The organism is Bradyrhizobium sp. in8p8 (assembly GCF_000426845.1).
In the GTDB taxonomy this organism is placed as follows: Bacteria; Pseudomonadota; Alphaproteobacteria; order Rhizobiales; family Xanthobacteraceae; genus Bradyrhizobium; species Bradyrhizobium japonicum_C.
Genome location: NZ_AUGD01000009.1, coordinates 240,462 through 259,761 on the forward strand (window position 1 = coordinate 240,462; position 19,300 = coordinate 259,761).

At 64.1% G+C, this 19,300-nt stretch carries 24 protein-coding genes; 12 read left to right on the forward strand and 12 right to left on the reverse strand.

Annotated elements, in window-relative coordinates; all coding sequences use genetic code 11:
- Nucleotides 1-73 precede the first annotated feature (73 nt).
- The 3 genes from K408_RS0123285 (at nucleotide 74) to K408_RS42855 (ending at nucleotide 1,060) form a co-directional block, all read left to right on the forward strand.
- The gene (locus tag K408_RS0123285) at nucleotides 74-385 is read left to right on the forward strand and encodes a hypothetical protein (RefSeq protein ID WP_024340908.1); all 312 of its coding nucleotides are present in this window, start codon (nucleotides 74-76) and stop codon (nucleotides 383-385) included.
- Nucleotides 386-397: 12 nt separating this feature from the next.
- Complete coding sequence (locus tag K408_RS42225; protein ID WP_155251392.1) at nucleotides 398-694, forward strand: hypothetical protein; 297 nt, start codon at nucleotides 398-400, stop codon at nucleotides 692-694.
- Nucleotides 695-892: 198 nt separating this feature from the next.
- Entirely contained in the window at nucleotides 893-1,060 is a 168-nt protein-coding gene (locus K408_RS42855) for a hypothetical protein (RefSeq protein ID WP_035698441.1), read from the forward strand.
- A gap of 593 nt (nucleotides 1,061-1,653) precedes the next feature.
- Here the strand turns inward: K408_RS42855 and K408_RS0123300 are convergent.
- The 3 genes from K408_RS0123300 to K408_RS0123310 all read right to left on the reverse strand — a co-directional run bounded on the left by K408_RS0123300 (nucleotide 1,654) and on the right by K408_RS0123310 (nucleotide 2,757).
- Nucleotides 1,654-1,911 (reverse strand): DUF2798 domain-containing protein, encoded by a 258-nt coding sequence (locus K408_RS0123300; RefSeq protein WP_024340909.1) that lies wholly within the window; start codon nucleotides 1,909-1,911, stop codon nucleotides 1,654-1,656.
- A gap of 191 nt (nucleotides 1,912-2,102) precedes the next feature.
- Nucleotides 2,103-2,357 (reverse strand): hypothetical protein, encoded by a 255-nt coding sequence (locus K408_RS0123305; protein WP_024340910.1) that lies wholly within the window; start codon nucleotides 2,355-2,357, stop codon nucleotides 2,103-2,105.
- Between the two features lie 106 nt (nucleotides 2,358-2,463).
- A complete protein-coding gene (locus tag K408_RS0123310) occupies nucleotides 2,464-2,757 on the reverse strand; it encodes a hypothetical protein (RefSeq protein WP_024340911.1) in 294 nt (97 codons plus the stop codon).
- A gap of 381 nt (nucleotides 2,758-3,138) precedes the next feature.
- Between K408_RS0123310 and K408_RS0123315 the strand changes: the two genes are divergently transcribed.
- Nucleotides 3,139-3,603 carry a PaaI family thioesterase gene (locus K408_RS0123315; protein WP_024340912.1) on the forward strand — a complete coding sequence of 155 codons (465 nt, stop codon included), beginning with the start codon at nucleotides 3,139-3,141 and terminating at the stop codon, nucleotides 3,601-3,603.
- Between the two features lie 114 nt (nucleotides 3,604-3,717).
- Here the strand turns inward: K408_RS0123315 and K408_RS0123320 are convergent, their stop codons facing one another.
- Entirely contained in the window at nucleotides 3,718-4,011 is a 294-nt protein-coding gene (locus K408_RS0123320) for an HdeA family protein (protein WP_024340913.1), read from the reverse strand.
- Between the two features lie 180 nt (nucleotides 4,012-4,191).
- Here K408_RS0123320 and K408_RS0123325 point away from each other — a divergent pair, with 180 nt between their 5' ends.
- Nucleotides 4,192-4,434, forward strand: coding sequence for a PilZ domain-containing protein (locus tag K408_RS0123325; protein ID WP_024340914.1), 243 nt, complete (start codon nucleotides 4,192-4,194; stop codon nucleotides 4,432-4,434).
- Nucleotides 4,435-4,477: 43 nt separating this feature from the next.
- On the opposite strand, the gene K408_RS0123330 is transcribed toward K408_RS0123325, so the two are convergent.
- Together K408_RS0123330 and K408_RS0123335 are read right to left on the reverse strand one after the other, a co-directional pair.
- Nucleotides 4,478-6,508, reverse strand: a complete 2,031-nt coding sequence (locus K408_RS0123330) for a pyrroloquinoline quinone-dependent dehydrogenase (RefSeq protein ID WP_024340915.1) — start codon at nucleotides 6,506-6,508, stop codon at nucleotides 4,478-4,480.
- A gap of 13 nt (nucleotides 6,509-6,521) precedes the next feature.
- The gene (locus K408_RS0123335) at nucleotides 6,522-6,758 is read right to left on the reverse strand and encodes a hypothetical protein (protein WP_024340916.1); all 237 of its coding nucleotides are present in this window, start codon (nucleotides 6,756-6,758) and stop codon (nucleotides 6,522-6,524) included.
- Nucleotides 6,759-6,909: 151 nt separating this feature from the next.
- Between K408_RS0123335 and K408_RS0123340 the strand changes: the two genes are divergently transcribed.
- Entirely contained in the window at nucleotides 6,910-7,314 is a 405-nt protein-coding gene (locus tag K408_RS0123340; RefSeq protein ID WP_024340917.1) for a hypothetical protein, read from the forward strand.
- A 111-nt stretch (nucleotides 7,315-7,425) separates the two neighbouring features.
- Nucleotides 7,426-7,755 (forward strand): hypothetical protein, encoded by a 330-nt coding sequence (locus K408_RS0123345; protein WP_024340918.1) that lies wholly within the window; start codon nucleotides 7,426-7,428, stop codon nucleotides 7,753-7,755.
- 67 nt (nucleotides 7,756-7,822) lie between these two features.
- Here K408_RS0123345 and K408_RS0123350 read toward each other — a convergent pair whose 3' ends face one another.
- From K408_RS0123350 to K408_RS0123365, 4 genes are all read right to left on the reverse strand, one after another.
- Nucleotides 7,823-8,179: a carboxymuconolactone decarboxylase family protein gene (locus K408_RS0123350; RefSeq protein WP_024340919.1), complete on the reverse strand. Its 357-nt coding sequence runs from the start codon at nucleotides 8,177-8,179 to the stop codon at nucleotides 7,823-7,825.
- Nucleotides 8,180-8,189: 10 nt separating this feature from the next.
- Entirely contained in the window at nucleotides 8,190-11,411 is a 3,222-nt protein-coding gene (locus K408_RS0123355) for an efflux RND transporter permease subunit (protein WP_024340920.1), read from the reverse strand.
- The gene (locus K408_RS0123360) at nucleotides 11,408-12,412 is read right to left on the reverse strand and encodes an efflux RND transporter periplasmic adaptor subunit (RefSeq protein ID WP_029674269.1); all 1,005 of its coding nucleotides are present in this window, start codon (nucleotides 12,410-12,412) and stop codon (nucleotides 11,408-11,410) included. Before K408_RS0123360 ends, K408_RS0123355 begins: the two co-directional genes overlap by 4 nt.
- A 121-nt stretch (nucleotides 12,413-12,533) precedes the next feature.
- Complete coding sequence (locus K408_RS0123365) at nucleotides 12,534-12,854, reverse strand: ArsR/SmtB family transcription factor (protein WP_028145971.1); 321 nt, start codon at nucleotides 12,852-12,854, stop codon at nucleotides 12,534-12,536.
- A gap of 95 nt (nucleotides 12,855-12,949) precedes the next feature.
- On the opposite strand from K408_RS0123365, the gene K408_RS0123370 reads away from it, so the two are divergent.
- The 5 genes from K408_RS0123370 to K408_RS0123390 all read left to right on the forward strand — a co-directional run bounded on the left by K408_RS0123370 (nucleotide 12,950) and on the right by K408_RS0123390 (nucleotide 17,708).
- Nucleotides 12,950-14,236 carry an NAD(P)/FAD-dependent oxidoreductase gene (locus tag K408_RS0123370; protein WP_024340923.1) on the forward strand — a complete coding sequence of 429 codons (1,287 nt, stop codon included), beginning with the start codon at nucleotides 12,950-12,952 and terminating at the stop codon, nucleotides 14,234-14,236.
- Nucleotides 14,233-14,676 carry a thioredoxin TrxC gene (trxC, locus tag K408_RS0123375; protein WP_024340924.1) on the forward strand — a complete coding sequence of 148 codons (444 nt, stop codon included), beginning with the start codon at nucleotides 14,233-14,235 and terminating at the stop codon, nucleotides 14,674-14,676. Before K408_RS0123370 ends, trxC begins: the two co-directional genes overlap by 4 nt.
- Before the next feature lie 23 nt (nucleotides 14,677-14,699).
- Complete coding sequence (locus K408_RS0123380; RefSeq protein ID WP_024340925.1) at nucleotides 14,700-14,903, forward strand: YgaP family membrane protein; 204 nt, start codon at nucleotides 14,700-14,702, stop codon at nucleotides 14,901-14,903.
- 39 nt (nucleotides 14,904-14,942) lie between these two features.
- Nucleotides 14,943-16,382, forward strand: a complete 1,440-nt coding sequence (gene ccoG / locus K408_RS0123385; protein WP_024340926.1) for a cytochrome c oxidase accessory protein CcoG — start codon at nucleotides 14,943-14,945, stop codon at nucleotides 16,380-16,382.
- A gap of 156 nt (nucleotides 16,383-16,538) precedes the next feature.
- Nucleotides 16,539-17,708, forward strand: a complete 1,170-nt coding sequence (locus K408_RS0123390) for a GNAT family N-acetyltransferase (RefSeq protein WP_024340927.1) — start codon at nucleotides 16,539-16,541, stop codon at nucleotides 17,706-17,708.
- Nucleotides 17,709-17,713: 5 nt separating this feature from the next.
- On the opposite strand, the gene K408_RS0123395 is transcribed toward K408_RS0123390, so the two are convergent.
- Together K408_RS0123395 and K408_RS0123400 are read right to left on the reverse strand one after the other, a co-directional pair.
- Nucleotides 17,714-18,379, reverse strand: a complete 666-nt coding sequence (locus K408_RS0123395) for a DsbA family oxidoreductase (RefSeq protein ID WP_024340928.1) — start codon at nucleotides 18,377-18,379, stop codon at nucleotides 17,714-17,716.
- A 70-nt stretch (nucleotides 18,380-18,449) separates the two neighbouring features.
- Nucleotides 18,450-19,268: a helix-turn-helix domain-containing protein gene (locus tag K408_RS0123400; protein ID WP_024340929.1), complete on the reverse strand. Its 819-nt coding sequence runs from the start codon at nucleotides 19,266-19,268 to the stop codon at nucleotides 18,450-18,452.
- Nucleotides 19,269-19,300: the final 32 nt, after the last annotated feature.

Consider the following 19,300-nt stretch of genomic DNA (forward strand, 5'->3'; position numbering starts at 1 on the left):
ATCCATTTACTTTCTATATCCTCAAGAGGCACTCGCGGGCGATAGGCTCGCTTGGCTATTGAGGCTTTGTGTCATGGGCTTTATTTCGCGGCTTTTGGCCGTCATGAGCGGTCATAAAAGAATTCGTATCGACCTCTCTGAGCGTGAGGGCGGATATGCGCTCGTCACCAGCCCTGATCTGCCCGGTTTTTCGGTCATGCTCAACCCGAAGGATCAAGAGGGTGGTATTGACTCGATGAAGTCTGCCATCGTTGGACCGCTCGAAGCATTCGTGAAAGCCGAATGCGAAGCAGTCGAGAACCACAAGCACAACAAAAGAGTGAAAATCCACGAATTGAGCCGAGGAAACGGCTCAAATCTGGTTGCGGAACTCTGTCCTTCGTAAGAATATTGCGGGATGTCCACGCCGGTCATCCCGCCCAAACCAAATACCGTTGTAGCCTCAATGGCTTACAAGCGGCTTGGTGACGCTGGCTTTACGCAACTGCCAGACGATTCGTCGCGTCCGCGCACGCAGCTCTGGAAAAATGCACGCGGGAAGACGGTTTCCGTCGATTTCACGGATGAAACTTTCCAGTTCTGCTGGGAAGAATCCTTGGATACGGCTCTCAAAAGGCAATACTCAGTCCCGGCGCATCCTTGGTCCCCATGGTGGGCCACCATCCTTGGCAGCAATTATCGGCCGAGCGACTAGCCAGTGTCCTAATTCCCCTCTGCGAGTGTCCTAACTAGGACAGTACCCGGATTTCGGGCGATCGGCCTCCCTCCATGTTTGATGCGCCTCAACGGCGCGCGGACGAGATGCCGTCAGAATTCCGATCCGACGGCACCGAACCTTTTCGCGGTCTCCGGCCTTCTCTGGTCATGGACCGCAACTCTGGGGACCATGACCATGACGGAAACCACGCACGGCGCTGCCATGTGGCGCCATCAGCTGCTCGAGGCGGCGCACGAGGAGATGGCGAAGTTCGAGCGACAGGAGAACGAGTTCCGCAGGAAGGATCGCCAGGAGCGTGCCGCCGAGCTCCACCTTCCCCTGAACGAGGTCAGGATTCACTGAGAAGCAAGGACCGGCTTCGGAACTGGCCATCGCCCTTGAGGCGCGTAACGAAGGCTTGGGGTATCTAAACACCAAGATCAAGCCATTGGTGGACCAAGCAATTGCGGGCGGCCTACTGTGCATGGGGTTGTTTTGCAGTTTTGACAGACAGGATGTGACTACGCCTGCCATCGGAAGGCACGAACTCCGGCCCGGTCGCGCACCCGCTACAGCACCGCCAGCAGCACCAGGCCGATCACCAGCACCACGAAGCCAACCGCCGTCGCGGCGGCGAATGACCGCTCTACGTTATCCATGACGCCACCCCGTTCTCGGCGCGCCACGTTTCCCCCATGGCACTGCCGACGGATCAGATCTTGCCGACGGGTATGTCCGCAGTGGCGCGAGCGGATGTCGAAATTGGGACGGGTGCGGGGCCAGTCTGCGGCCCTTCGATCGCGACCTCGGCGGATTACGCCAGCCGTCGCGCGGGTAGACGCGTCAGGCTGTCGTCAGCCGAGCCAGCCAGAGTAGCTCCGCTCAGGTGTTGCAGCCCAGCACCCCAGCCTCCAATGACTCTCGGCCACGCTTGGCGCTCCCAGGCGAGACTTTTTTCATGCCTCCCGGCCGACCCGCGGATCCCGCTCCCCCTGCGTCAGGCGTAGCGAGAAGGCGCGAATCGCGGGTGCCGCCAGCAGCACGATCGGCAGCATCGTCGCCCATGCGATCAGCCACGACACCATCCAGTGCCGAACGAAGCTCATCGGGCTGGCCGCGGGAAAGCTGGCGATCCCCGCCGCGATCAGCGAGGTCAATCCGGACTGGATGATGCCAAAGACGAAATGTGAATAACGGCGGGGAATGCCGAGCATGGGACGTCCATGGTTGCGTGCCGCCATCAGAGAAGCAAGGCACATGCCGTGTGGAGCGATCTGGAACCTTGGCCGGAACCTCCTCAGAGTTCAACGGTTCCGCAAGCAGCCCGTGCGATGTTCAGGAACTTTGTTCATGGTCGGAGAACCACGGAGTTCGAGCGGAGGCTCGCCTTCGGATCAAGCCTCGGTCAATCCGCGCTGGGCAGCCGCCGCATGGTGAACTCGATGTCGCCGCCGGGCAGCTCGCGCCAAGTCTCGACGGCGCTCATATAGCCGGCCTTGGGGTAGCGGGCGAAGAAGGCCTGCGCCCTTTCCCGCGCCGCTGCGCGCGGCAGCGTGAAGGTCTCGCGCAGATAGCCGTCGCCGACCACCTGGCCCGGCTTGCCCACCAGCTTGCGCCGGCGCGCCATCCGCTCGGCGAGATCCCGCGGCCGATCGGCCATCTTCCGCTACTCCTCGACGCAATACGCTCAACCAAATGTAGGCGCGGGCCGAACGAAGAGGAGTCCTGTCCGAAGGGGCGTTGCGCCCTCCGAACGGGTTTCGCGGTCAGTTGGCAGCCGTGCCGCTCTTTGTCTTCTTCGGCGCGCTGGTTGCGGCCGAGGCTTTCGGCGCCGGCTGCTTCGGCGGATCGGAGCGCATGCCGCCCCAGGGATCGTTCGATCCCTTGGAATCCGGGATCTTCTTCAGCGTTTCCTTGTAGGCCCTGTCACGCTCGGCTTCGGCGGCCTTTTCCTCCGGGGTCTTGCTCGGGGCATCCTGCAGCAAATTGAGATTGGGCATTTGCGCGTAGGCCGGTCCCGCCAACACGGCCAGCACCGCGGCCAAACGGAAAAGCTTCATCATCCACTCCTTGATCATCCATGAGGCGCGGACCGCCCCGCCCGTGTCATCCTTGCTTCGGCCCGGCTGCGTCCAAGGGGCCGCTCAAGGCAACGTGTGCCGCTAGAGCCGATCCGATCTGCACGATTTGGGCGCATGCAGCCAATCGTCCCACACCGGCCCGCATTTGGTGCACCCGCCCAGCGCGAAACCGAGCGCGGCCATGCAAAAGACGAGGACACACCGACGCAACATCTTCCACCCGTACCCAAGCAAGGCATCATACCGGGCCAACTCGGGCATTTTCAAGCCGAGGGGACCGGCGCAAGCCGGGTGACTTTGCCGCGGCGATGAGCGCACAATGAGGCGAAACATCCGGCAACACGGGAGAGCGCAACAGCAATGCAAATGCAGCCACAGGCCGAGTTCGGCATCGCAGACGCCCGACGCATCCTCGGCGAGGTTTTTGCGCCCTGGGTCCAGGACCTCAACCTCGCCGTCGAGCGCATCGAGCATGCGCAGCCGGCGGACCTCCCGGACTGGCAGCCAGGCGCGCTGCTGCGCATGCCGTTCTCGGAGCGGCTGTGCCGGCACGGCGGCGTGGTCTGCGGTCAGGCCCTGATGGCGCTTGCCGACACCGCCATGGTGATCGCGATCCTCGCTGCCAATCGCGGCTACCGCCCGATGACCACGGTCGACCAGACCACGCATTTCATGCGCGCGGTCTCCTCGTCCGATGTGCTTGCGGATGCGCGCGTGGTGCGGCTCGGGCGCACCATGAGCTTCGGCCGCGTGACGCTGCTCTCGGCTGCCGACAGCAAGCCGGTCGCGATGGTGTCGAGCGCATTCGCGATGCTGCCGGGGTGAAACGCAACCTGAAAAGAAGAGAGCCGCCGGCAAGCGCAGCGCGGCTCTCGATGCACTCATGTCGGGATGGGAAACGCGATCGCGGCCGCGCTTGGCATCGTCGCGGCGGCGATCTTACTTGCCGAGGATCTCGTCGGCCGCGGTGACGATGCTGGCGTTCGGATTCTTTGCGCAATAGGCGCCGAACTTCTTGGCGTTGTCGATGAACTCGTCGGTGTCGATGATCGCGTTGTCCTCGTCGCCCTTGTACCAGCCGTCCATCCAGGTCAGCACGACCTGGATGTTGTCTTCACCGCTTTCGAGGAACTGCTTGCAGCTCATGGTCGCGAGGTCCCACTTGACCGCGTGGGCGGGCATCGATGACAGCGAGAACGCTGCAGCGAACAAGATCGAAAGCAAAATTTTCATCAGTATCTCCATCGGCGTGTGACGCCATAAAAAAGGGCTCGCAGGCAGGTTCGCGAAGCGGCTCTCCGCTTCAACGTCGTAAACAAAGTCTGAAGGCTTGTGCAAGTAGCGCCAGTTTTGAATTTAGTTGAACGCAATTTCCATGCACTACTTCACACTCATCAACATGGATCGACGCGGATGATCGAGAAGCGTTCAGCACAACGTCACCGTGTTTTCAAGGGTGGAACGATCACCTTCGAAAACAGCGGCATCTCTTGCACGGTGCGAAACATGTCGGCGGACGGCGCGGCGATCGACCTCGACGCCTCCGTCATGCTGCCGCCATCGTTCACGCTTGCGATCGTGCGCGACGGTTTCGTACGGCATTGCCGCACGGTTTGGCGCAACGACAGGCGCATCGGCCTCGCCTTTGTGCAATAGTCGCGTGATGTAAACGAGCGTTCGCATCGCATGCACACCACGATCACGATTGCTTGCCGCGGCGACGCCAGCGCAGGCTTGCGATCGCGAGCACGACGATCCCGATCCCGATCACCGAGGATGCCGCGAGGAAGCGTCCACCAGGACGATCGATGGTACGCGACCATAATGTCGGCCCCTCGCCCGGCCGCGCCAGGCGGAACGCCACCAAGCTGTCGCCGATCGAGGTACCTGCCTCGGAGTGGCCGCCGGCGCCGATCGCAACATATTGCTCGCCCTTCCAGAGATAGGTCATGGGATTGGCAACACCGGGCACCGGCAGCCGACCCTGCCACAGCTCCTTGCCGCTGCGCCCGTCGAAGGCACGCAAATAAGCGTCCATCGCTCCGGTGAAGACGAGACCGCCGGCCGTGACAGCAAGCCCGTTGACGAGCGGCGCGCCCCAGGGCAACGGCACGCCGAGCGGGGCCAGATCCTCGGTGGTGCCGACCGTCGCCCGCCAGAGGATTTTTCCTGCCCGAACATCGACCGCGACCATCTCACCCCATGGCGGCTTGTTGCAGAGCAGCCCAAGCGGCGACGTCACCAACGCACGCGACATCGCGAACGGCGCGCCACGCTGCTGGCCGAAATCGTGACCGGGCGGCGGATTGAAACCGGCCGCCTCGGCGCGCGGGATCAGCTTGATGAGGTGAACGGCGCGACTGGTGTTGGCATAAAGGATCTGGTTGACCGGGTCGAAGGCCGCGCTGCCCCAGTTCACCCCGCCACCGGTGAACGGAAACACCAGAGTGCCTTGCCTTGAGGGCGGCGTGAACAGGCCCTCATTGCGTGCTTCCGCGAACTGACGTTCGCAAGACGAACGGCCGATGCCGGGCATCAGAGATAGCGCATCATCGGGCGAGATCGTCTGCGATGTCAGTGCCGGCACATGTGTCGGGAATGGCTGCGTCGGGGACAGCGCCTCTCCTTCAGCGCCGCCCTGCGGCACCGGGCGTTCCTCGACCGGCCACACCGGCTTTCCGGTGTCACGATCGAGCACGAAGACAAAGCCCTGCTTGGTCGGCTGGATCACGACATCGCGCTGCCCTTCGCCGGTATCGATACGCGTGAGCGTCGGCTGCGCGGCCAGATCATAGTCCCAAACATCGTGATGCACCGTCTGGAAGGCCCATACGAGTTCGCCGGTCGCGATGCGCAATGCGACCACCGAATTGGCGTGCTCGTTGCTGCCAGGCCGCTTGCCGCCCCAGAAGTCCGGCGATGGCGACGAGGTCGGCAGGAAGACGAGTCCGCGCGCGTCATCGACTGACATCGGCGCCCAGACGTTGGCGTGACCGGCTTCGATGCCGTCGCGCTTGAGCGGGTCGAAGGTCCAGCGTGGCTGGCCATTGCGCGCGTCGAACGCACGCACCATGCCGCTCGGCGCATCGACGCGGCGATTGTCGCCGATCGCGGAGCCGACCACGACCACACCGCGGCCAACCGCTGGCGGCGAAGTGACCTGGAATTCACCAGGCCAATCCAGCGGCATGCCGATCTCGAGTTTGACCTCACCGCCGTTGCCGAAATCGGCACAGGGAATTCCAGTCTTCGCGTCGAGCGCGATCAGGCGAACGTCGTTGGTGCCCATGAAGATGCGCGAGCGGCAGGCGGCCTCCGGGGGCGCCGTGTCATCGACCCAATAAGTGACGCCGCGGCAGACATGGCGATTGGCCGGACGCTGGTTGACCGCGATCTTCGGATCGAAGCGCCATTTCTGTACCCCTGTTCCGGGATCGAGCGCGATCACCTCGTTGAAGGGCGAGCAGAAGATGAGGCTGTCCTCGACGAACAGCGGCGTCGCCTGGAATTTGGTTCGCCGCACCACCTCGGGCGGGCGCGCGGTGAGATCGCCGGTGCGATATTCGAAAGCGCGGACGAGCTGACCGACATTGTCCGGCGTGATCTGTCGCAACGACGAGAAGCGCGAGCCGCCGACGTCGCCGCCCCAGCTCTGCCAGGCGAAGCATGGCGAGGCTGCAAACAATACGAACGCAGCGAATGGAGCCGCGAAAAGCTGACGCGCTCGCAACGGCCGCCTCGCTCTATCTCGATTTCTTGGCGGGGTCGCTTGGCCGGGCGCCGCCCCACGGATCGTATTTATCCTTGGGCTCGGGGATGCGTTCGAGCGCGGCCTTGTAAGCCTTTTCGTCGACCTTGGGTGCATGGTCCGCGGGCTTGGCTCCGTCATTGGGCTGGCGCCGGCCTTGCGCCTCCGCCGATCCAGCCGCCAGCGCGAGCGCCAGCGCCAGCGCCGCTGCCGCTATGACCAAAATCCTCATCGATGCAATCCCCCTCGTGTGGGGTACAAACTAGCCCGCGATCGCGGAATAGCAAACGCCGCGCGTTCCTGGCCTCAGCAAATCTTGATCGGCCGGGACTTCGCCGGATCGCGTTCGTGCCTATCTGTTGGCCCGCAGGGGATCCTCACGGATGTTACGGATTATTGCTCATGCGGCGCTGTTCGCCGGAGCGCTCGCACTCGGGGCCTGCGGCTTTGCCGACAGCCGCGCACCGGTGCCTGAGTTCATGCGCATGAAGGAGCCCGAGCAGCCGCCGCCCGAAACGCCACCCGACGTCAAGCGCGTGGTGCGCGAGCAGATCGACGTCGTCTTTCTCCCAACGTCCTATCCGCGCGAGGTGCACGTCGCCCCACCCCATCGTGAGCTGCGAGGACTCGGCTGGACGGCATGCGTCCGCGCACAGCTCACCTCCGCGACGGGCGCGCCGCTCGGCGCCCAGACCTACCTGGTGTCCATCAATGGCGGAAAGGTCGTGGACCGCCGGCGGGCGGAAGCCGACGACATCTGCGGCACGGAGACTTACGAGCCGATCTAGGAACCCGTTCTGCAGCGCGTTGCGGTTCCGGGAAAAACAAGCAGCGCGGCCGGGAACGATCACTGCTTCCTCTTCTTGTTACCGCGGAGGGCAGTCTCGGAGGAGGACACGATGAGGACGTTTACGATTGCGCTGTTGGCTGGCGTCGGTGCTTTGGCAGCCGCGTCGAGTGCGAAGGCTTCCGATATCTATACAATCAGCGAGTACACCAATCCGGATCTTGTCCAGCAAGTGCGGATGGTCTGTGATGACGACGGTCGCTGCTATCGCAAGCGCAGCGGTTCGCGCGTGATCGTGCGCGACTCCTATAACTACATGCCGCGCGACCGCTATTATGAGCGGCGGACGTATCATCGCCACCGGCATGACGGGCCGCGCGCCGGCGTGGGCATTCGCGCCCCTGGCGTCAGCGTCGGTGTGGGCGCCGGCGACCGCTGGTAAATCAATGACGGATTGATAGGCGGGACCGGACGAGACGACTCGGCCGGTCCCGTTCCTATGACCGCCGTTATAGAGCGGCTGATTGCTGCTGGAACTGCTCGTAGGCCGCAATGGCATCCGCAGCGTACATCAAAGACGGCCCGCCACCCATATAGACGGTCATGCCGAGCGTCTCCTCGATCTCTTCGCGCGTTGCGCCCAGCTTGACGAGCGCCTCGGTGTGAAAGCCGATGCAGCCGTCGCAGTGTGCGGCGACACCGAGCGCCAGGGCGATGAGCTCCTTGGTCTTCTTGTCGAGCGCGCCGTCACGCGTGGCGGCCTGGGCCAGCGCGGCAAATCCTTTCATGGTGTCGGGAATGTCGCTCCGCAGCTTCTTCAGATTGGCCGAGATGTTCCGGGTGATGTCGACGTAGTTCTTGTCCATCGGATCCTCGTTAGCTGGATTTGGCTGTGGTCGGAGCCTCGCGCGGCGCACGCAAGGCGATGTAGATCGCGGGAATCACCAGCACGGTGAGCAGCGTTGACGACGCAAGCCCGAACAGGAGCGAGATCGCCAATCCCTGAAAAATCGGATCGAGCAGGATGGTTGCCGCCCCGATCATGGCCGCAAGCGCAGTCAGCAGGATCGGCTTGAAGCGGACTGCTCCCGCCTCCAGCACGACGTCACGGAGCGATTTGCCCCCGGCGCCGCTATGCCGGATGAAGTCCACCAGCAGAATCGAATTGCGGACGATGATGCCGGCCAGCGCTATGAAGCCGATCATCGAGGTGGCGGTGAACGGCGCCCCCAGGAGCCAGTGCCCGATCAGGATGCCGATCAGCGTCAGCGGAATCGGCGTCAGGATCACGAGCGGCAGGCGGAAGCTCCTGAACTGGGCCACGACCAGCACATAGATGCCGAGGATCGCTGCACCGAAGGCCGCGCCCATGTCGCGGAAAGTCACCCAGGTGATTTCCCATTCGCCGTCCCATAGCAGGGTCGGACGCGACTCGTCAGACGGCTGGCCGTGCAGGCTGATCGCGGGCTTCGGCAGCTTGCCCCAATCATGCGCTTCGACGCGATCGGCAACCGCGAGCATGCCGTAAAGCGGAGCCTCGAAGCGTCCGGCGAGCTCGGCCATCACCATGTCGGCGAAGCGGCCGTCGCGGCGGAAGATCGTGGGCGAGCCCTCCTCCACGGTCGCCTTCACGACCTGACCGAGTTCGACCACCGTCTTGCTGCCGGGCAACGTATTGGCCGGCACCGGCGTTGAGGCGAGAGCCTCGTCCCAGACCAGATCGCGCTTCCCGAGGCGCACGGCGATCTCGATCGGGTTGCGGTCCTCGCCTCGATGCGAGTAGCCGATCGAGGTGCCGCCGAAGAGCGTCTGGATCGTGTCGTAGACATCGCGCTGCTCGACGCCGAAGAACTCGAGCCTGTCCTGGTCGATCGAGAGCCGCAGTCGCGGCCGCTTCTCGCCGATGGAATCATCGATATCGACGATGAACGGCACTTCGGCGAAAATCTTCTTGAGCTCGGCCGTGACTGCCCGGCGCGTGGTCGCATCCGGACCGTAGACCTCGGCGAGCAGCGTCGAAAGAACCGGCGGCCCGGGGGGCACTTCGACCACCTTGATGCTGGTGCCCGGGGGCGGACCGAGCGCCTTCAGCTTCTCGCGCAGCTCGAGCGCGATTTCGTGGCTCGCACGCTTGCGCTCGCCGCGCGGCGCCAAATTGACCTGCACCTCGCCGAGCTCGGGCCTCTCCCGCAAGTAATAGTGCCGCACCAGGCCGTTGAAATTGAAGGGAGCCGGGGTGCCGGCATAGGATTGCACCGAGGTCACCTCAGGCAGTTGCCGCGCGATCTCTGCAGCGCCGAACAGCGTACGCTCGGTCGCCTCCAGACTTGCCCCTTCCGGCAGGTCGACGACCACCGCAATCTCGGACTTGTTGTCGAACGGCAGCAGCTTGACCGTCACCGACTTGGTCGCAAAAAGCGTCATCGACAACAGCGTCGCGATGCCGACACCGAGCAGGAACAGCCAGGCCGACCGCTTGCTCCGCACGATCGGTGCGGCGAAGCGCCGGTACAGCCGGCCGAGCCGGCCCTCATCGTGCTCCGCATGCGCCGGAGCCGTATCGCCTTTCGGCGCGAGCTTGAGCATCAGCCAGGGCGCGACCACCATCGCGACGAAGAACGAGAACAGCATGGCGGCCGACGCGTTGGCCGGGATCGGGGCCATATAGGGCCCCATCAGCCCCGACACGAACAGCATGGGCAACAGCGCCGCGACTACGGTCAACGTCGCAACGATGGTGGGGTTGCCGACCTCGGCCACCGCCTCGATGGTCGCCTGCAAGCGCGGTCGGCCATCACGCATGGCCCAGTGGCGCGCGATGTTCTCGACGACGACGATGGCGTCGTCGACGAGAATGCCGATCGAGAAGATCAGCGCGAACAGGCTGACGCGGTTGATGGTGTAGCCCATCAAATTGGCGGCGAACATCGTGAGCAGGATCGTCGTGGGAATCACGACGAAGGTCACCAGCGCCTCGCGCCAGCCGATCGCGATCGCGATCAGGACGACGATCGAGATCGTCGCAAGGGCAAGGTGGAACAACAGCTCGTTTGCCTTCTCGTTGGCCGTCTCGCCATAGTCGCGCGTCACGGTCACCTGGACATCCTCGGGAATGAGGCGGGCCTTCAATTCCTGCAGCCGGTGGGCGATATTCTCGGATACGACGACGGCATTGGCGCCGGCCCGCTTGGCCAGCGCCAGGCTGACGGCGGGCGTCCGCGCCCACTGTCCGGCGGTATCGCGCGATTCCGTCCAGACGCGATGCTCAATCGTGCTCGGGCCAACGACGACGGAGGCGACGTCCTTGACGTAGACCGGCCGGCCGTCGCGGCTCGTGATGAGCAATAGTCCGATGTCGGGAATGCCGGAGAGCGTCTGGCCCGCCGCGACGCTCCGCACGGTGCCGGCATCGCGGACCTGTCCCGCCAGGAACGAGCGGTTGGCATCCTTGACCTTGGCGACGAGTTGCTGAAGCGTGATGCCGAACAGCGACAGCTTCTCCGGATCGGGCTCGACCCGGATCTGCTGCGCCGCCCCGCCCGATATGTAGGTCAGGCCGATGTCGTCGACCTTCATCAACTCCGAGCGCAGTTTGTCGGCGAGCTCGTAGAGATCCTTGTCGGTCCAGCGGCTGGCCGCCTCCGGATTCGGCGACAGCGTCAACACCGTCACCGCGACGTCATTGATACCTCGTCCTACGATCAGCGGCTCCGGGATGCCGACGGGAATGCGATCCATATTGGCGCGGATCTTCTCGTGCACCCGCAGGATGGCATCTTCGAACTTGGTGCCGACCAGGAAGCGCGCGGTCACCATGACGCGGTCGTCCTCAGTCTGGCTATACACGTGCTCGACGCCGTCGATGCCCTTAACGATCGATTCCAATGGCTTGCTCACAAGCTCCACGGCGTCCGGTCCGCGCAGGCCGTCGGCATTGACACGGATGTCCACCATGGGAACGCTGATCTGCGGCTCCTCCTCACGGGGAATGATCACCACCGCGATCAGCCCCACGACGAGCGACGCGAGCAGAAACAGCGGCGTCAGCGGGGATGCGATCGTCGCTCTGGTCAACCGTCCTGACAGTCCGAGATTCATGGCAGCACCAACTGGTCGCCGGCAGAAATGCCGGACAGGATCTCGAGTCCGTCGGGAAGCGCCGGCGTCGGCAATTCGCGACCACGCTGCACCGGCACGTCTATCGTTCCTTTATCCTTCTGAAGCTGAACATAATCGATGCCGAATCGCGTCGTCACATAGCTGGAGGGAATGACGAACGCTGCTCGCGTGCCGCCGGAGATCCAGACCCGCAAGCGGTCACCGACGAAATATTCACCGAGGCCCTCGACAGTCGCATCCGCAATGACGCGCCCCTCCTCGATCTGAGGATAAACGAGATCAATGACTCCGGACTTGGCGACCTCTCCGACGAACTCCGCGCCGTCGACGCGGATCCGATCCCCCGCCTTGAGGAAGCGCGCATGCCGTTCGGGCACGCGGAGCCGCAGCTTGAAATTCTGCTGGGCGACGGTGACGATGGGATCACCCGCGAGCACGACGGATCCCACCGTGATCAGCCGCTTCAGCACGCGACCATCCGCCGGCGCAAGCACCTGGCCCTGGTTGAGTTGCTCGTTGATCACCGCACGTTCAGCGGTCTTGGCCCGGAGGCCGTTCTCGGCGACGTTCAGCGCAGTTCGCTGCTCGTCGAGCTTGATCCGCGGCAGAATACCACGCTCGACCAAACCTTCGGTCCGGCTGAAGTCGAGCTGCGCCTGGTTCGCCTGTGCCTGCAGCGCCTCGATCTGGGCGTCGAGCGATTTCATTTGCAGCACGAGCTTTTCGTCGCCGATCGTGGCGATCGCCTGACCAGCGGCAACGCGATCGCCCTCCCTGACCTTGAGCTGGACAACCGTGCCGCCGATGCGTCCGCGCGCTGGCACCACGCTGACGCTTTCGACCGTGGCGAATACGGCCTTTTCGTCGGCGATCGATTGCTGCGTGACCACGAGCGTTTCGGCCGCACTCGCCAGTGTTGCAGGCAGCCCGATGGCCGCGAAGGCTGCCAGCAAGCCCAATGATCTCGCCAGACATCGCATGGGATAGTTCCGTATCATGATCCAAGCACCATCACGCTGCTACACACAGCTCATTTCATCTGCTTCGGAAGGGGGCGTGTTGATCCTGCTCAAGGCGCCCTCACTCGAACTCTTCTAGATTTCATCTGGTCCTTGCGGACTTCGGCGCGCAAAATGCCTGAAAGAGCGTCTTCAGCACCTTGCGCGCCGGCTCGCTCGCGATCGAATAGAAGATCGTCTGGGCCTCACGCCGGGCGGACACCAGGCCATCCTTGCGAAGGAGCGCAAGATGTTGGGAGACTGTGGAGTCCCGCAAGTTCAGGAACTCGGCGAGCTCGCCGACCGAGCGTTCGCCATCGATCAACTGGCAGATGAGGAGCAGGCGATGCCGGTTGGCGAGCGCCTTCAGCAACTCGCTCGCCTGATCCGCAGCCCGCTCCATGATTTCAGCATTCATCTTCATACTTGCGTATATATGAAAATACGAATATATAGTCAAGCGCTGCACGACAGCCGGAACCGAATTGGCGGAGCAGCTTGGTCCAACGGAGGAAACCCATGGCGGAAGTTGTCGTAATCGGAGCCGGTCTGAGCGGAACGCTGATGGCCTATGAATTGCTGCCACAGTTGAGGAAGGAAGATCGCCTTAGCGTCATCGCGCAAGGGTCCGTCTATCATTTCGTCCCATCGAACCCCTGGGTCGCAGTCGGCTGGCGCAAGCGTGAGGAGATCGAGATCGACCTCGCGGACATCATGAAACGCAAGGGCGTGCGACTGCTGACGCAGGGCGCAAGGCGCGTCCACCCGACCGAGAACAGTGTCGAGCTCGGCGACGGCACGTCGATCAACTATGACTATCTGGTCGTCGCAACCGGTCCCGAATTGGCTTTCGACGAGATTCCGGGTCTGGGTCCGCAAGGCCATACTCAGTCGATCTGCCACGTCGATCATGCCGCACATGCCCGTGAAGCCTTCGAGAAGCTTGCGGCGAATCCCGGACCGGTCGTGATCGGCGCCGTGCAGGGCGCCTCCTGTTTCGGGCCAGCCTACGAATTCCTCTTCATTCTGGAAACTGAGCTGCGCCGGCGAAAATTGCGCGACCGGGTTCCGATGACGTTCGTCACTTCGGAGCCGTATATCGGACATCTCGGCCTCGACGGCGTCGGAGACACCAAAGGGCTTCTGGAAAGCGAGATGCGCGAGAAGCACATCAAGTGGATCACCAACGCCCGCGTCGACAACGTCGCGCCCGGCTTGATGTCGGTGGAAGAGTTCGCCGACGACGGCACGTCTCGCAAGGCCCACGAGCTGCCTTTCGCTTATTCGATGATGCTGCCCGCCTTTCGCGGCGTCGAAGCAGTGCGCGGTATCGAAAAACTGACCAACCCGCGCGGCTTCGTCATCGTCGACAAGCATCAGCAGAATCCCACCTACCCCAACGTCTTCGCGGTCGGTGTCTGCGTCGCGATCGCACCAGTCGGCGCGACACCGGTGCCGGTCGGCGTCCCAAAGACCGGCTTCATGATCGAATCCATGGTGACGGCGACTGCGATGAACATCGGTGCCCTGCTTCGGGGCAAGGCGCCGACAGCCCAGCCGACCTGGAACGCGATCTGCCTCGCCGACTTCGGCGACTCCGGTGTCGCGTTCCTGGCGCAGCCGCAGATCCCGCCGCGAAACGTCAACTGGTCGTCCAAGGGCGAATGGGTGCACCTCGCCAAGGTCGCTTTCGAGAAATACTTCCTGCGCAAGATGCGGCGCGGCGAGAGCGAGCCGTTCTACGAGCGCTTCGTTCTCGACAAGCTGAACATCGCCAAGCTCAAGGAGGTCCGAACCGGCACATGAGCACGACACGCCAGATCGTCTGCGGCAGTTGCGGGCGCATCAACCGTCTGCCCGCCGAACGCGCGCCGCAAGGTGCGCGTTGCGGCGCCTGTCACCAGCCGATGTTCACCGGCCATCCGGTCGAGGTGGACGAGGAAGCCTTCAGCCGACACGTCGCCAACAACGACATTCCCGTGCTGGTCGATGTCTGGGCACCATGGTGCGGCCCGTGCCGCGCCATGGCGCCGATGTTCGAACGGGCCGCGCAGCAGCTGGAGCCGAAAGTCCGGCTGTTGAAGCTCAACTCCGACAACGCCCCCTCATTGTCCTCGCGCCTCAACATCAGCGGCATCCCCACCCTGCTGCTGATGCGCGGCGGCCGCGAGATCGCCCGCCATTCCGGCGCGATGGATGCCCGCAGCATCGTCGCCTGGACCGAAGCCGGTCTCACCCGTTCTTAACTCGCCAACAAAAGGAGTCTGCCATGAATGTCGACAAAGCCGTTCTCGCCTTCGCGGGATGCGTCGTCCTGCTCGGTCTCGCACTGGGCACCTATGTGAATGCGTACTGGTACCTGCTGACGGCCTTTGCCGGGCTCAACATGCTGCAGGCTGCGTTCACCGGCTTCTGCCCCGCCGCGATCATCTTCAAGAAGCTGGGCCTGGGTAGCGGCTGCGCGTTCTCCTGAACGCGTCTGGATGCAGCCTGTGATGCGGGGGAATTTGCCATGACCGATGACACCTTCATCGAAGGACCTCTCTACGAGAAGCGAAGGAAGGTCTATCCGCAATCGGTGCATGGCCCTTTCCGCCGCATCAAATGGGCAATCCTCTGCATCACGCTCGGGACCTATTATCTCCTGCCGTTCGTGCGCTGGGATCGTGGACCCGGCCTGCCTGACCAGGCCGTGCTGATCGACTTCCCGCACCGGCGCTTCTACTTCTTCTTCATCGAGCTCTGGCCACAGGAGGTCTACTATTTCACCGGCCTCCTGATCCTCGCGGCCATGACGCTCTTCCTGATGAATGCGGTCGCGGGGCGGCTGTGGTGCGGCTACATGTGTCCGCAGACCGTCTGGACCGACCTGTTTTATGCGGTCGAGCGTTGGGTCGAAGGCGACCGGCGCGAGCGCATGCAAGGCGACAAGCACTATTGGACCTTCACCCACCTCCGCAAGGTCGCGCTCAAGCACTTCCTCTGGATCATGATCGCTTGGTGGACCGGTGGCGCCTGGGTGCTCTATTTCGCCGACGCGCCGACGCTGGTGAAGGAGCTCGCGACCTTCCAGGCCCCGTTCCTCGCTTACCTCTGGATCGGCATCCTGACCGCCACGACCTATGTCTTCGCCGGTCATGCCCGCGAACAGATGTGCATCTATATGTGCCCGTGGCCGCGGATTCAGGCGGCGTTGACCGATGAATGGGCGCTCAACGTCACCTATCGCCGCGACCGCGGCGAGCCGCGCATGTCGGTGAAGAAGGCGGATGCCGCCCACGCCCACGGCGCACCCGCCGGCGATTGCGTCGACTGCCATCAGTGCATCAATGTCTGCCCGACCGGCGTGGACATCCGCAACGGTATCCAGCTCGGCTGCATCCAGTGCGGCCTGTGCATCGACGCCTGCGACAACGTGATGCGCGAGATCGGCCGCCCTCAAGGCCTGATCGGCTACGACACCGACATCAACATGCAGCGTCGCCGCGATGGCAAGCCGCCGATTTACCGCATCATCAGGCCGCGCACGGTGATCTACGCGGCCGTGATCGCCATCGTCGGCAGCATCATGCTCTACACGCTCGCGACCCGCGCCACGATGGATGTCAACGTGCTGCACGACCGCAATCCCCTCTTCGTCCAGCTCGCGGATGGCGGGGTGCGCAACGATTACACCGTGCGCATTCTCAACAAGGGCGCGCAGCGATCATTCACGCTCGAGGTCTCGGGACTGCCCGGTGCAACCATTCGCGTCGCCGGGATCGAGGCTGCCCCCGGCGGCAAGCCGGTCATCGAGGTCGGACAGGATCAGACCCGTGAGGTCCGAATGTCGCTGCACGTCGGCCCTGCCGACTTGCCGAAGACCTCGCGCGACATCGAGATCGCGATCGCCGAGACCACCGGTGGCGGACGTGCAAGCGCCCGCGACCATTTCGTGCCGGGCGACCAATAGCCCCGCACTGCATCCGGCGGCGTGCCGCCGGATGCTCAACAGGACGTTAATATTACCGTTCGAATTGAAGCCGCGTCCCAACGGTATTTTCCAATCTTTGCGCTAAGCATGGCGGCGTGACGCGGCACGCGTCCGCATGATTGGGGACGGCGGGACATGGTCGACATCGCGCAGCAGGCGGCGATCCACCCGGCATCGGCAAGCAATGCCGGGGCCGCGCGCGCGCCCGTTCCGCTGACGACGATCGACCCCGGCCAGTGGCGTGCGCTGGCGCAGCGCGCGATCGAACCGAACGCATATTACCTGCCCGCCTGGGAGTTCGCCGTCAGCGCATCTGCCCGCGGCCGCGCCGAGGCCTCGGCACTGAGCGCGTTCGACGCATCTTCAACGCGGCTGATCGGGCTGATGCCGGTGATCTCGCTCTGGCGGGCCCGGAAGATCCCCCTGCCGGCACTGGTGAGCGCGCATCCCTACGGCACGCTCTGCAGCCCGCTGATCGACCGCGGCCTGCCAATCGAAGCGGCCGCGACTCTCCTGCAACAGGCGCGCGACGCCGGAGCGCATGCGCTCGTGCTGACCGACGTCGCTCTCGACGGCGCGGCGATGAACGCGCTCAGGCAGATTCTAAGCCGCACCGGCCTCAAGCCGCGCATCCTCTCCTGTTACGTCCGCGCCAGCCTCGATGCGGCGCAGGAAGGCGAGACGCTGCTACGGGAGGCGCTCGGCTCCAGGAAGCTCAAGGAGCTGCGCCGCCAGCGCCACCGCCTGGAGGAGCATGGGCCGGTCATGTTCGAAGTCGCGCGCAAGCCCGACGAGATCAGGCCGGCGCTCGAAGCATTCTTGCAGCTCGAGGCCAGCGGCTGGAAGGGCAGGCGCGGCACCGCGCTGGTCCAGCATGCCGGCGATGCGACCTTCATCCGCCGCGCGGTTCCGGCGCTGGCAGAGACCGCGCAATGCGAGGTCGTCACGCTTCGCGCCGGCACGACGCCGGTTGCCGCCGGCATCGTGTTGCGTCATCAGGATCGCGCCTTTTTCTTCAAGCTCGGCATCGACGAGCGCTTTGCAAGACATTCGCCGGGCGTGCAGCTCACGCTCGACCTCACCCGCCACCTCTGCGCCGATCCCGCCATCTCCAGCGCGGACTCGACGGCGAACGCCGATCACCCCATGATCAACCCGATCTGGCGGGGGCGCTTCGCGATCGGCGATGTGCTGATCCCGCTGCGACGGCACGATCCCATGGTGGCAGTCATTCATGGGGCGCTCTCGGCGCACGGCGCCGTCTATGCGAAAGCGCGCCGAATGGTTCGCCTGCTCCGCAAATAGAACAGCTACTCCGCCGCCTCCGCGTTGATCTCCGCCGAAACCTGCCGGATGGCACGCGCGAGCAGGTTGGGATCCTGCGCGCCGGAGACGGCATATTTCTGCGCGAAGACATAGGTCGGCACGCCGGAGATGCCTTTCTCGGCGGCCTCCTGCGCGTCGGCCGAAACGCGCGCGACGTCCGCGTCAGTGGCGAGGCGCTTGCGCACGTCGTCGGCATCGAGACCGACATCGGCGGCTGCCCGCACGAGCACGTTCACATCGGTGAGATCGCCGCCGTCGCGGAAGTACAGCTCCATGAGGCGCTGCTTCATCTCGGGCGCCTTGCCGATGGCTTCCGCCCACAGGATCAGGCGATGGCAATCGGTCGTGTTGGGCTGGCGCGCCACCAGCTCGGGCTTGTAGACGAGGCCCTCCTCGCTTGCGGCCGCGACGACGCGCCCGGCAATGCCCTTATAGGCCTCGACCGAGCCGAACTTCTGGGTGAGATAGGCCTCGCGGCTGATGCCCTCGCGAGGCACCCAGGGATTGAGGAAGAAGGGCCGGAAGCTGAGCTTGACCGGCACGTCGGGCACGAGCGCCAGCGCGCTCTCGATGCGGTGCTTGCCGATATAGCACCAGGGGCACACCACATCGGAGACGACGTCGATCTGGAGCGGTTTCAGCGTGCTCATGTCAGGCGCCTCCTTCGGGCGGTACCAGGTTCGCCCAAAGATAAGCCGAACCCGCCCCGAGGCAAGAGCGCTAGGTCATGGCCGCCATCTGCTTCAGTCGCTCCGCGGTGCGCTCGTCCGCCGGGAAGAAGGTCTCCAGCGCCAGCTCCGACAGCGTGATGTCGACGGGCGTGCCGAACACCATGGTGGTGGAGAAGAAGCTGAGGATCTCTCCGCCATGGCGCAGCTTGAAGGGAATCGCGACGTTGTCGCTCGACAGCGGCGCGGATCGGGCCGGAATGGGATAGCTCCTGAGGTCATTGTAGAGCTTGATCAATTCAGGATCGGCGGTTGCCTCGCATTGCCGGTGCAGCCGCTCGAGCAGATGCCCGCACCATTCTGCGAGATTGACCGTGCGCGCTGCCAGGGCCTGCGGATGAAAGGCGAGCCGCAGCACATTGAGGGGCTGGCCGAGCAGATGCTGCGGAATGCCATCAAGCAGCGGCGCCACCATCCGATTGGCGGACACCAGGTTCCAGTGCCTGTCCACCGCAAGCGCGGGGTTGGGCTCATGTGCTTTGAGGACGAGGTCGATCGCCTGGCGGGCTGACTTCAATGCAGGATCCTCCAGCGTACGCTGCGGGAACGCAGGCGCATAGCCAGCGGCGACCAGCAGGACGTTCCGTTCGCGCAGGGGCACGTCGAGGCGCTCGGCGAGTCTGAGCACCATCTCGCGCGACGGCGCAGCGCGCCCGGTCTCGACGAAGCTCAGGTGCCGTGCCGAGATCTCCGCTTCGCCCGCAAGATCGAGCTGGCTCATGCGGCGGCGCTGCCGCCATTCGCGCAAATGGTCGCCGATGTGGACCGGCTGGCTGCGCTCGGTTCGTGCGGTGGAAGCGTGTGCGTTCATGGTCCGAAACCTATCACGCGGATTTCGGCCCT

Excerpts from the sequence above, each read along its gene's own strand:
- K408_RS0123285 (WP_024340908.1), top strand. The coding sequence starts at position 74 with ATGGGCTTTATTTCGCGGCTTTTGGCCGTCATGAGCGGTCATAAAAGA.
- K408_RS42225 (WP_155251392.1), top strand. The coding sequence starts at position 398 with ATGTCCACGCCGGTCATCCCGCCCAAACCAAATACCGTTGTAGCCTCA.
- K408_RS42855 (WP_035698441.1), top strand. The coding sequence starts at position 893 with ATGACGGAAACCACGCACGGCGCTGCCATGTGGCGCCATCAGCTGCTC.
- K408_RS0123300 (WP_024340909.1), bottom strand. The coding sequence starts at position 1,911 with ATGCTCGGCATTCCCCGCCGTTATTCACATTTCGTCTTTGGCATCATC.
- K408_RS0123305 (WP_024340910.1), bottom strand. The coding sequence starts at position 2,357 with ATGGCCGATCGGCCGCGGGATCTCGCCGAGCGGATGGCGCGCCGGCGC.
- K408_RS0123310 (WP_024340911.1), bottom strand. The coding sequence starts at position 2,757 with ATGAAGCTTTTCCGTTTGGCCGCGGTGCTGGCCGTGTTGGCGGGACCG.
- K408_RS0123315 (WP_024340912.1), top strand. The coding sequence starts at position 3,139 with ATGCAAATGCAGCCACAGGCCGAGTTCGGCATCGCAGACGCCCGACGC.
- K408_RS0123320 (WP_024340913.1), bottom strand. The coding sequence starts at position 4,011 with ATGAAAATTTTGCTTTCGATCTTGTTCGCTGCAGCGTTCTCGCTGTCA.
- K408_RS0123325 (WP_024340914.1), top strand. The coding sequence starts at position 4,192 with ATGATCGAGAAGCGTTCAGCACAACGTCACCGTGTTTTCAAGGGTGGA.
- K408_RS0123335 (WP_024340916.1), bottom strand. The coding sequence starts at position 6,758 with ATGAGGATTTTGGTCATAGCGGCAGCGGCGCTGGCGCTGGCGCTCGCG.
- K408_RS0123340 (WP_024340917.1), top strand. The coding sequence starts at position 6,910 with ATGTTACGGATTATTGCTCATGCGGCGCTGTTCGCCGGAGCGCTCGCA.
- K408_RS0123345 (WP_024340918.1), top strand. The coding sequence starts at position 7,426 with ATGAGGACGTTTACGATTGCGCTGTTGGCTGGCGTCGGTGCTTTGGCA.
- K408_RS0123350 (WP_024340919.1), bottom strand. The coding sequence starts at position 8,179 with ATGGACAAGAACTACGTCGACATCACCCGGAACATCTCGGCCAATCTG.
- K408_RS0123355 (WP_024340920.1), bottom strand. The coding sequence starts at position 11,411 with ATGAATCTCGGACTGTCAGGACGGTTGACCAGAGCGACGATCGCATCC.
- K408_RS0123360 (WP_029674269.1), bottom strand. The coding sequence starts at position 12,412 with ATGCGATGTCTGGCGAGATCATTGGGCTTGCTGGCAGCCTTCGCGGCC.
- K408_RS0123365 (WP_028145971.1), bottom strand. The coding sequence starts at position 12,854 with ATGAAGATGAATGCTGAAATCATGGAGCGGGCTGCGGATCAGGCGAGC.
- K408_RS0123370 (WP_024340923.1), top strand. The coding sequence starts at position 12,950 with ATGGCGGAAGTTGTCGTAATCGGAGCCGGTCTGAGCGGAACGCTGATG.
- trxC (WP_024340924.1), top strand. The coding sequence starts at position 14,233 with ATGAGCACGACACGCCAGATCGTCTGCGGCAGTTGCGGGCGCATCAAC.
- K408_RS0123380 (WP_024340925.1), top strand. The coding sequence starts at position 14,700 with ATGAATGTCGACAAAGCCGTTCTCGCCTTCGCGGGATGCGTCGTCCTG.
- ccoG (WP_024340926.1), top strand. The coding sequence starts at position 14,943 with ATGACCGATGACACCTTCATCGAAGGACCTCTCTACGAGAAGCGAAGG.
- K408_RS0123390 (WP_024340927.1), top strand. The coding sequence starts at position 16,539 with ATGGTCGACATCGCGCAGCAGGCGGCGATCCACCCGGCATCGGCAAGC.
- K408_RS0123395 (WP_024340928.1), bottom strand. The coding sequence starts at position 18,379 with ATGAGCACGCTGAAACCGCTCCAGATCGACGTCGTCTCCGATGTGGTG.
- K408_RS0123400 (WP_024340929.1), bottom strand. The coding sequence starts at position 19,268 with ATGAACGCACACGCTTCCACCGCACGAACCGAGCGCAGCCAGCCGGTC.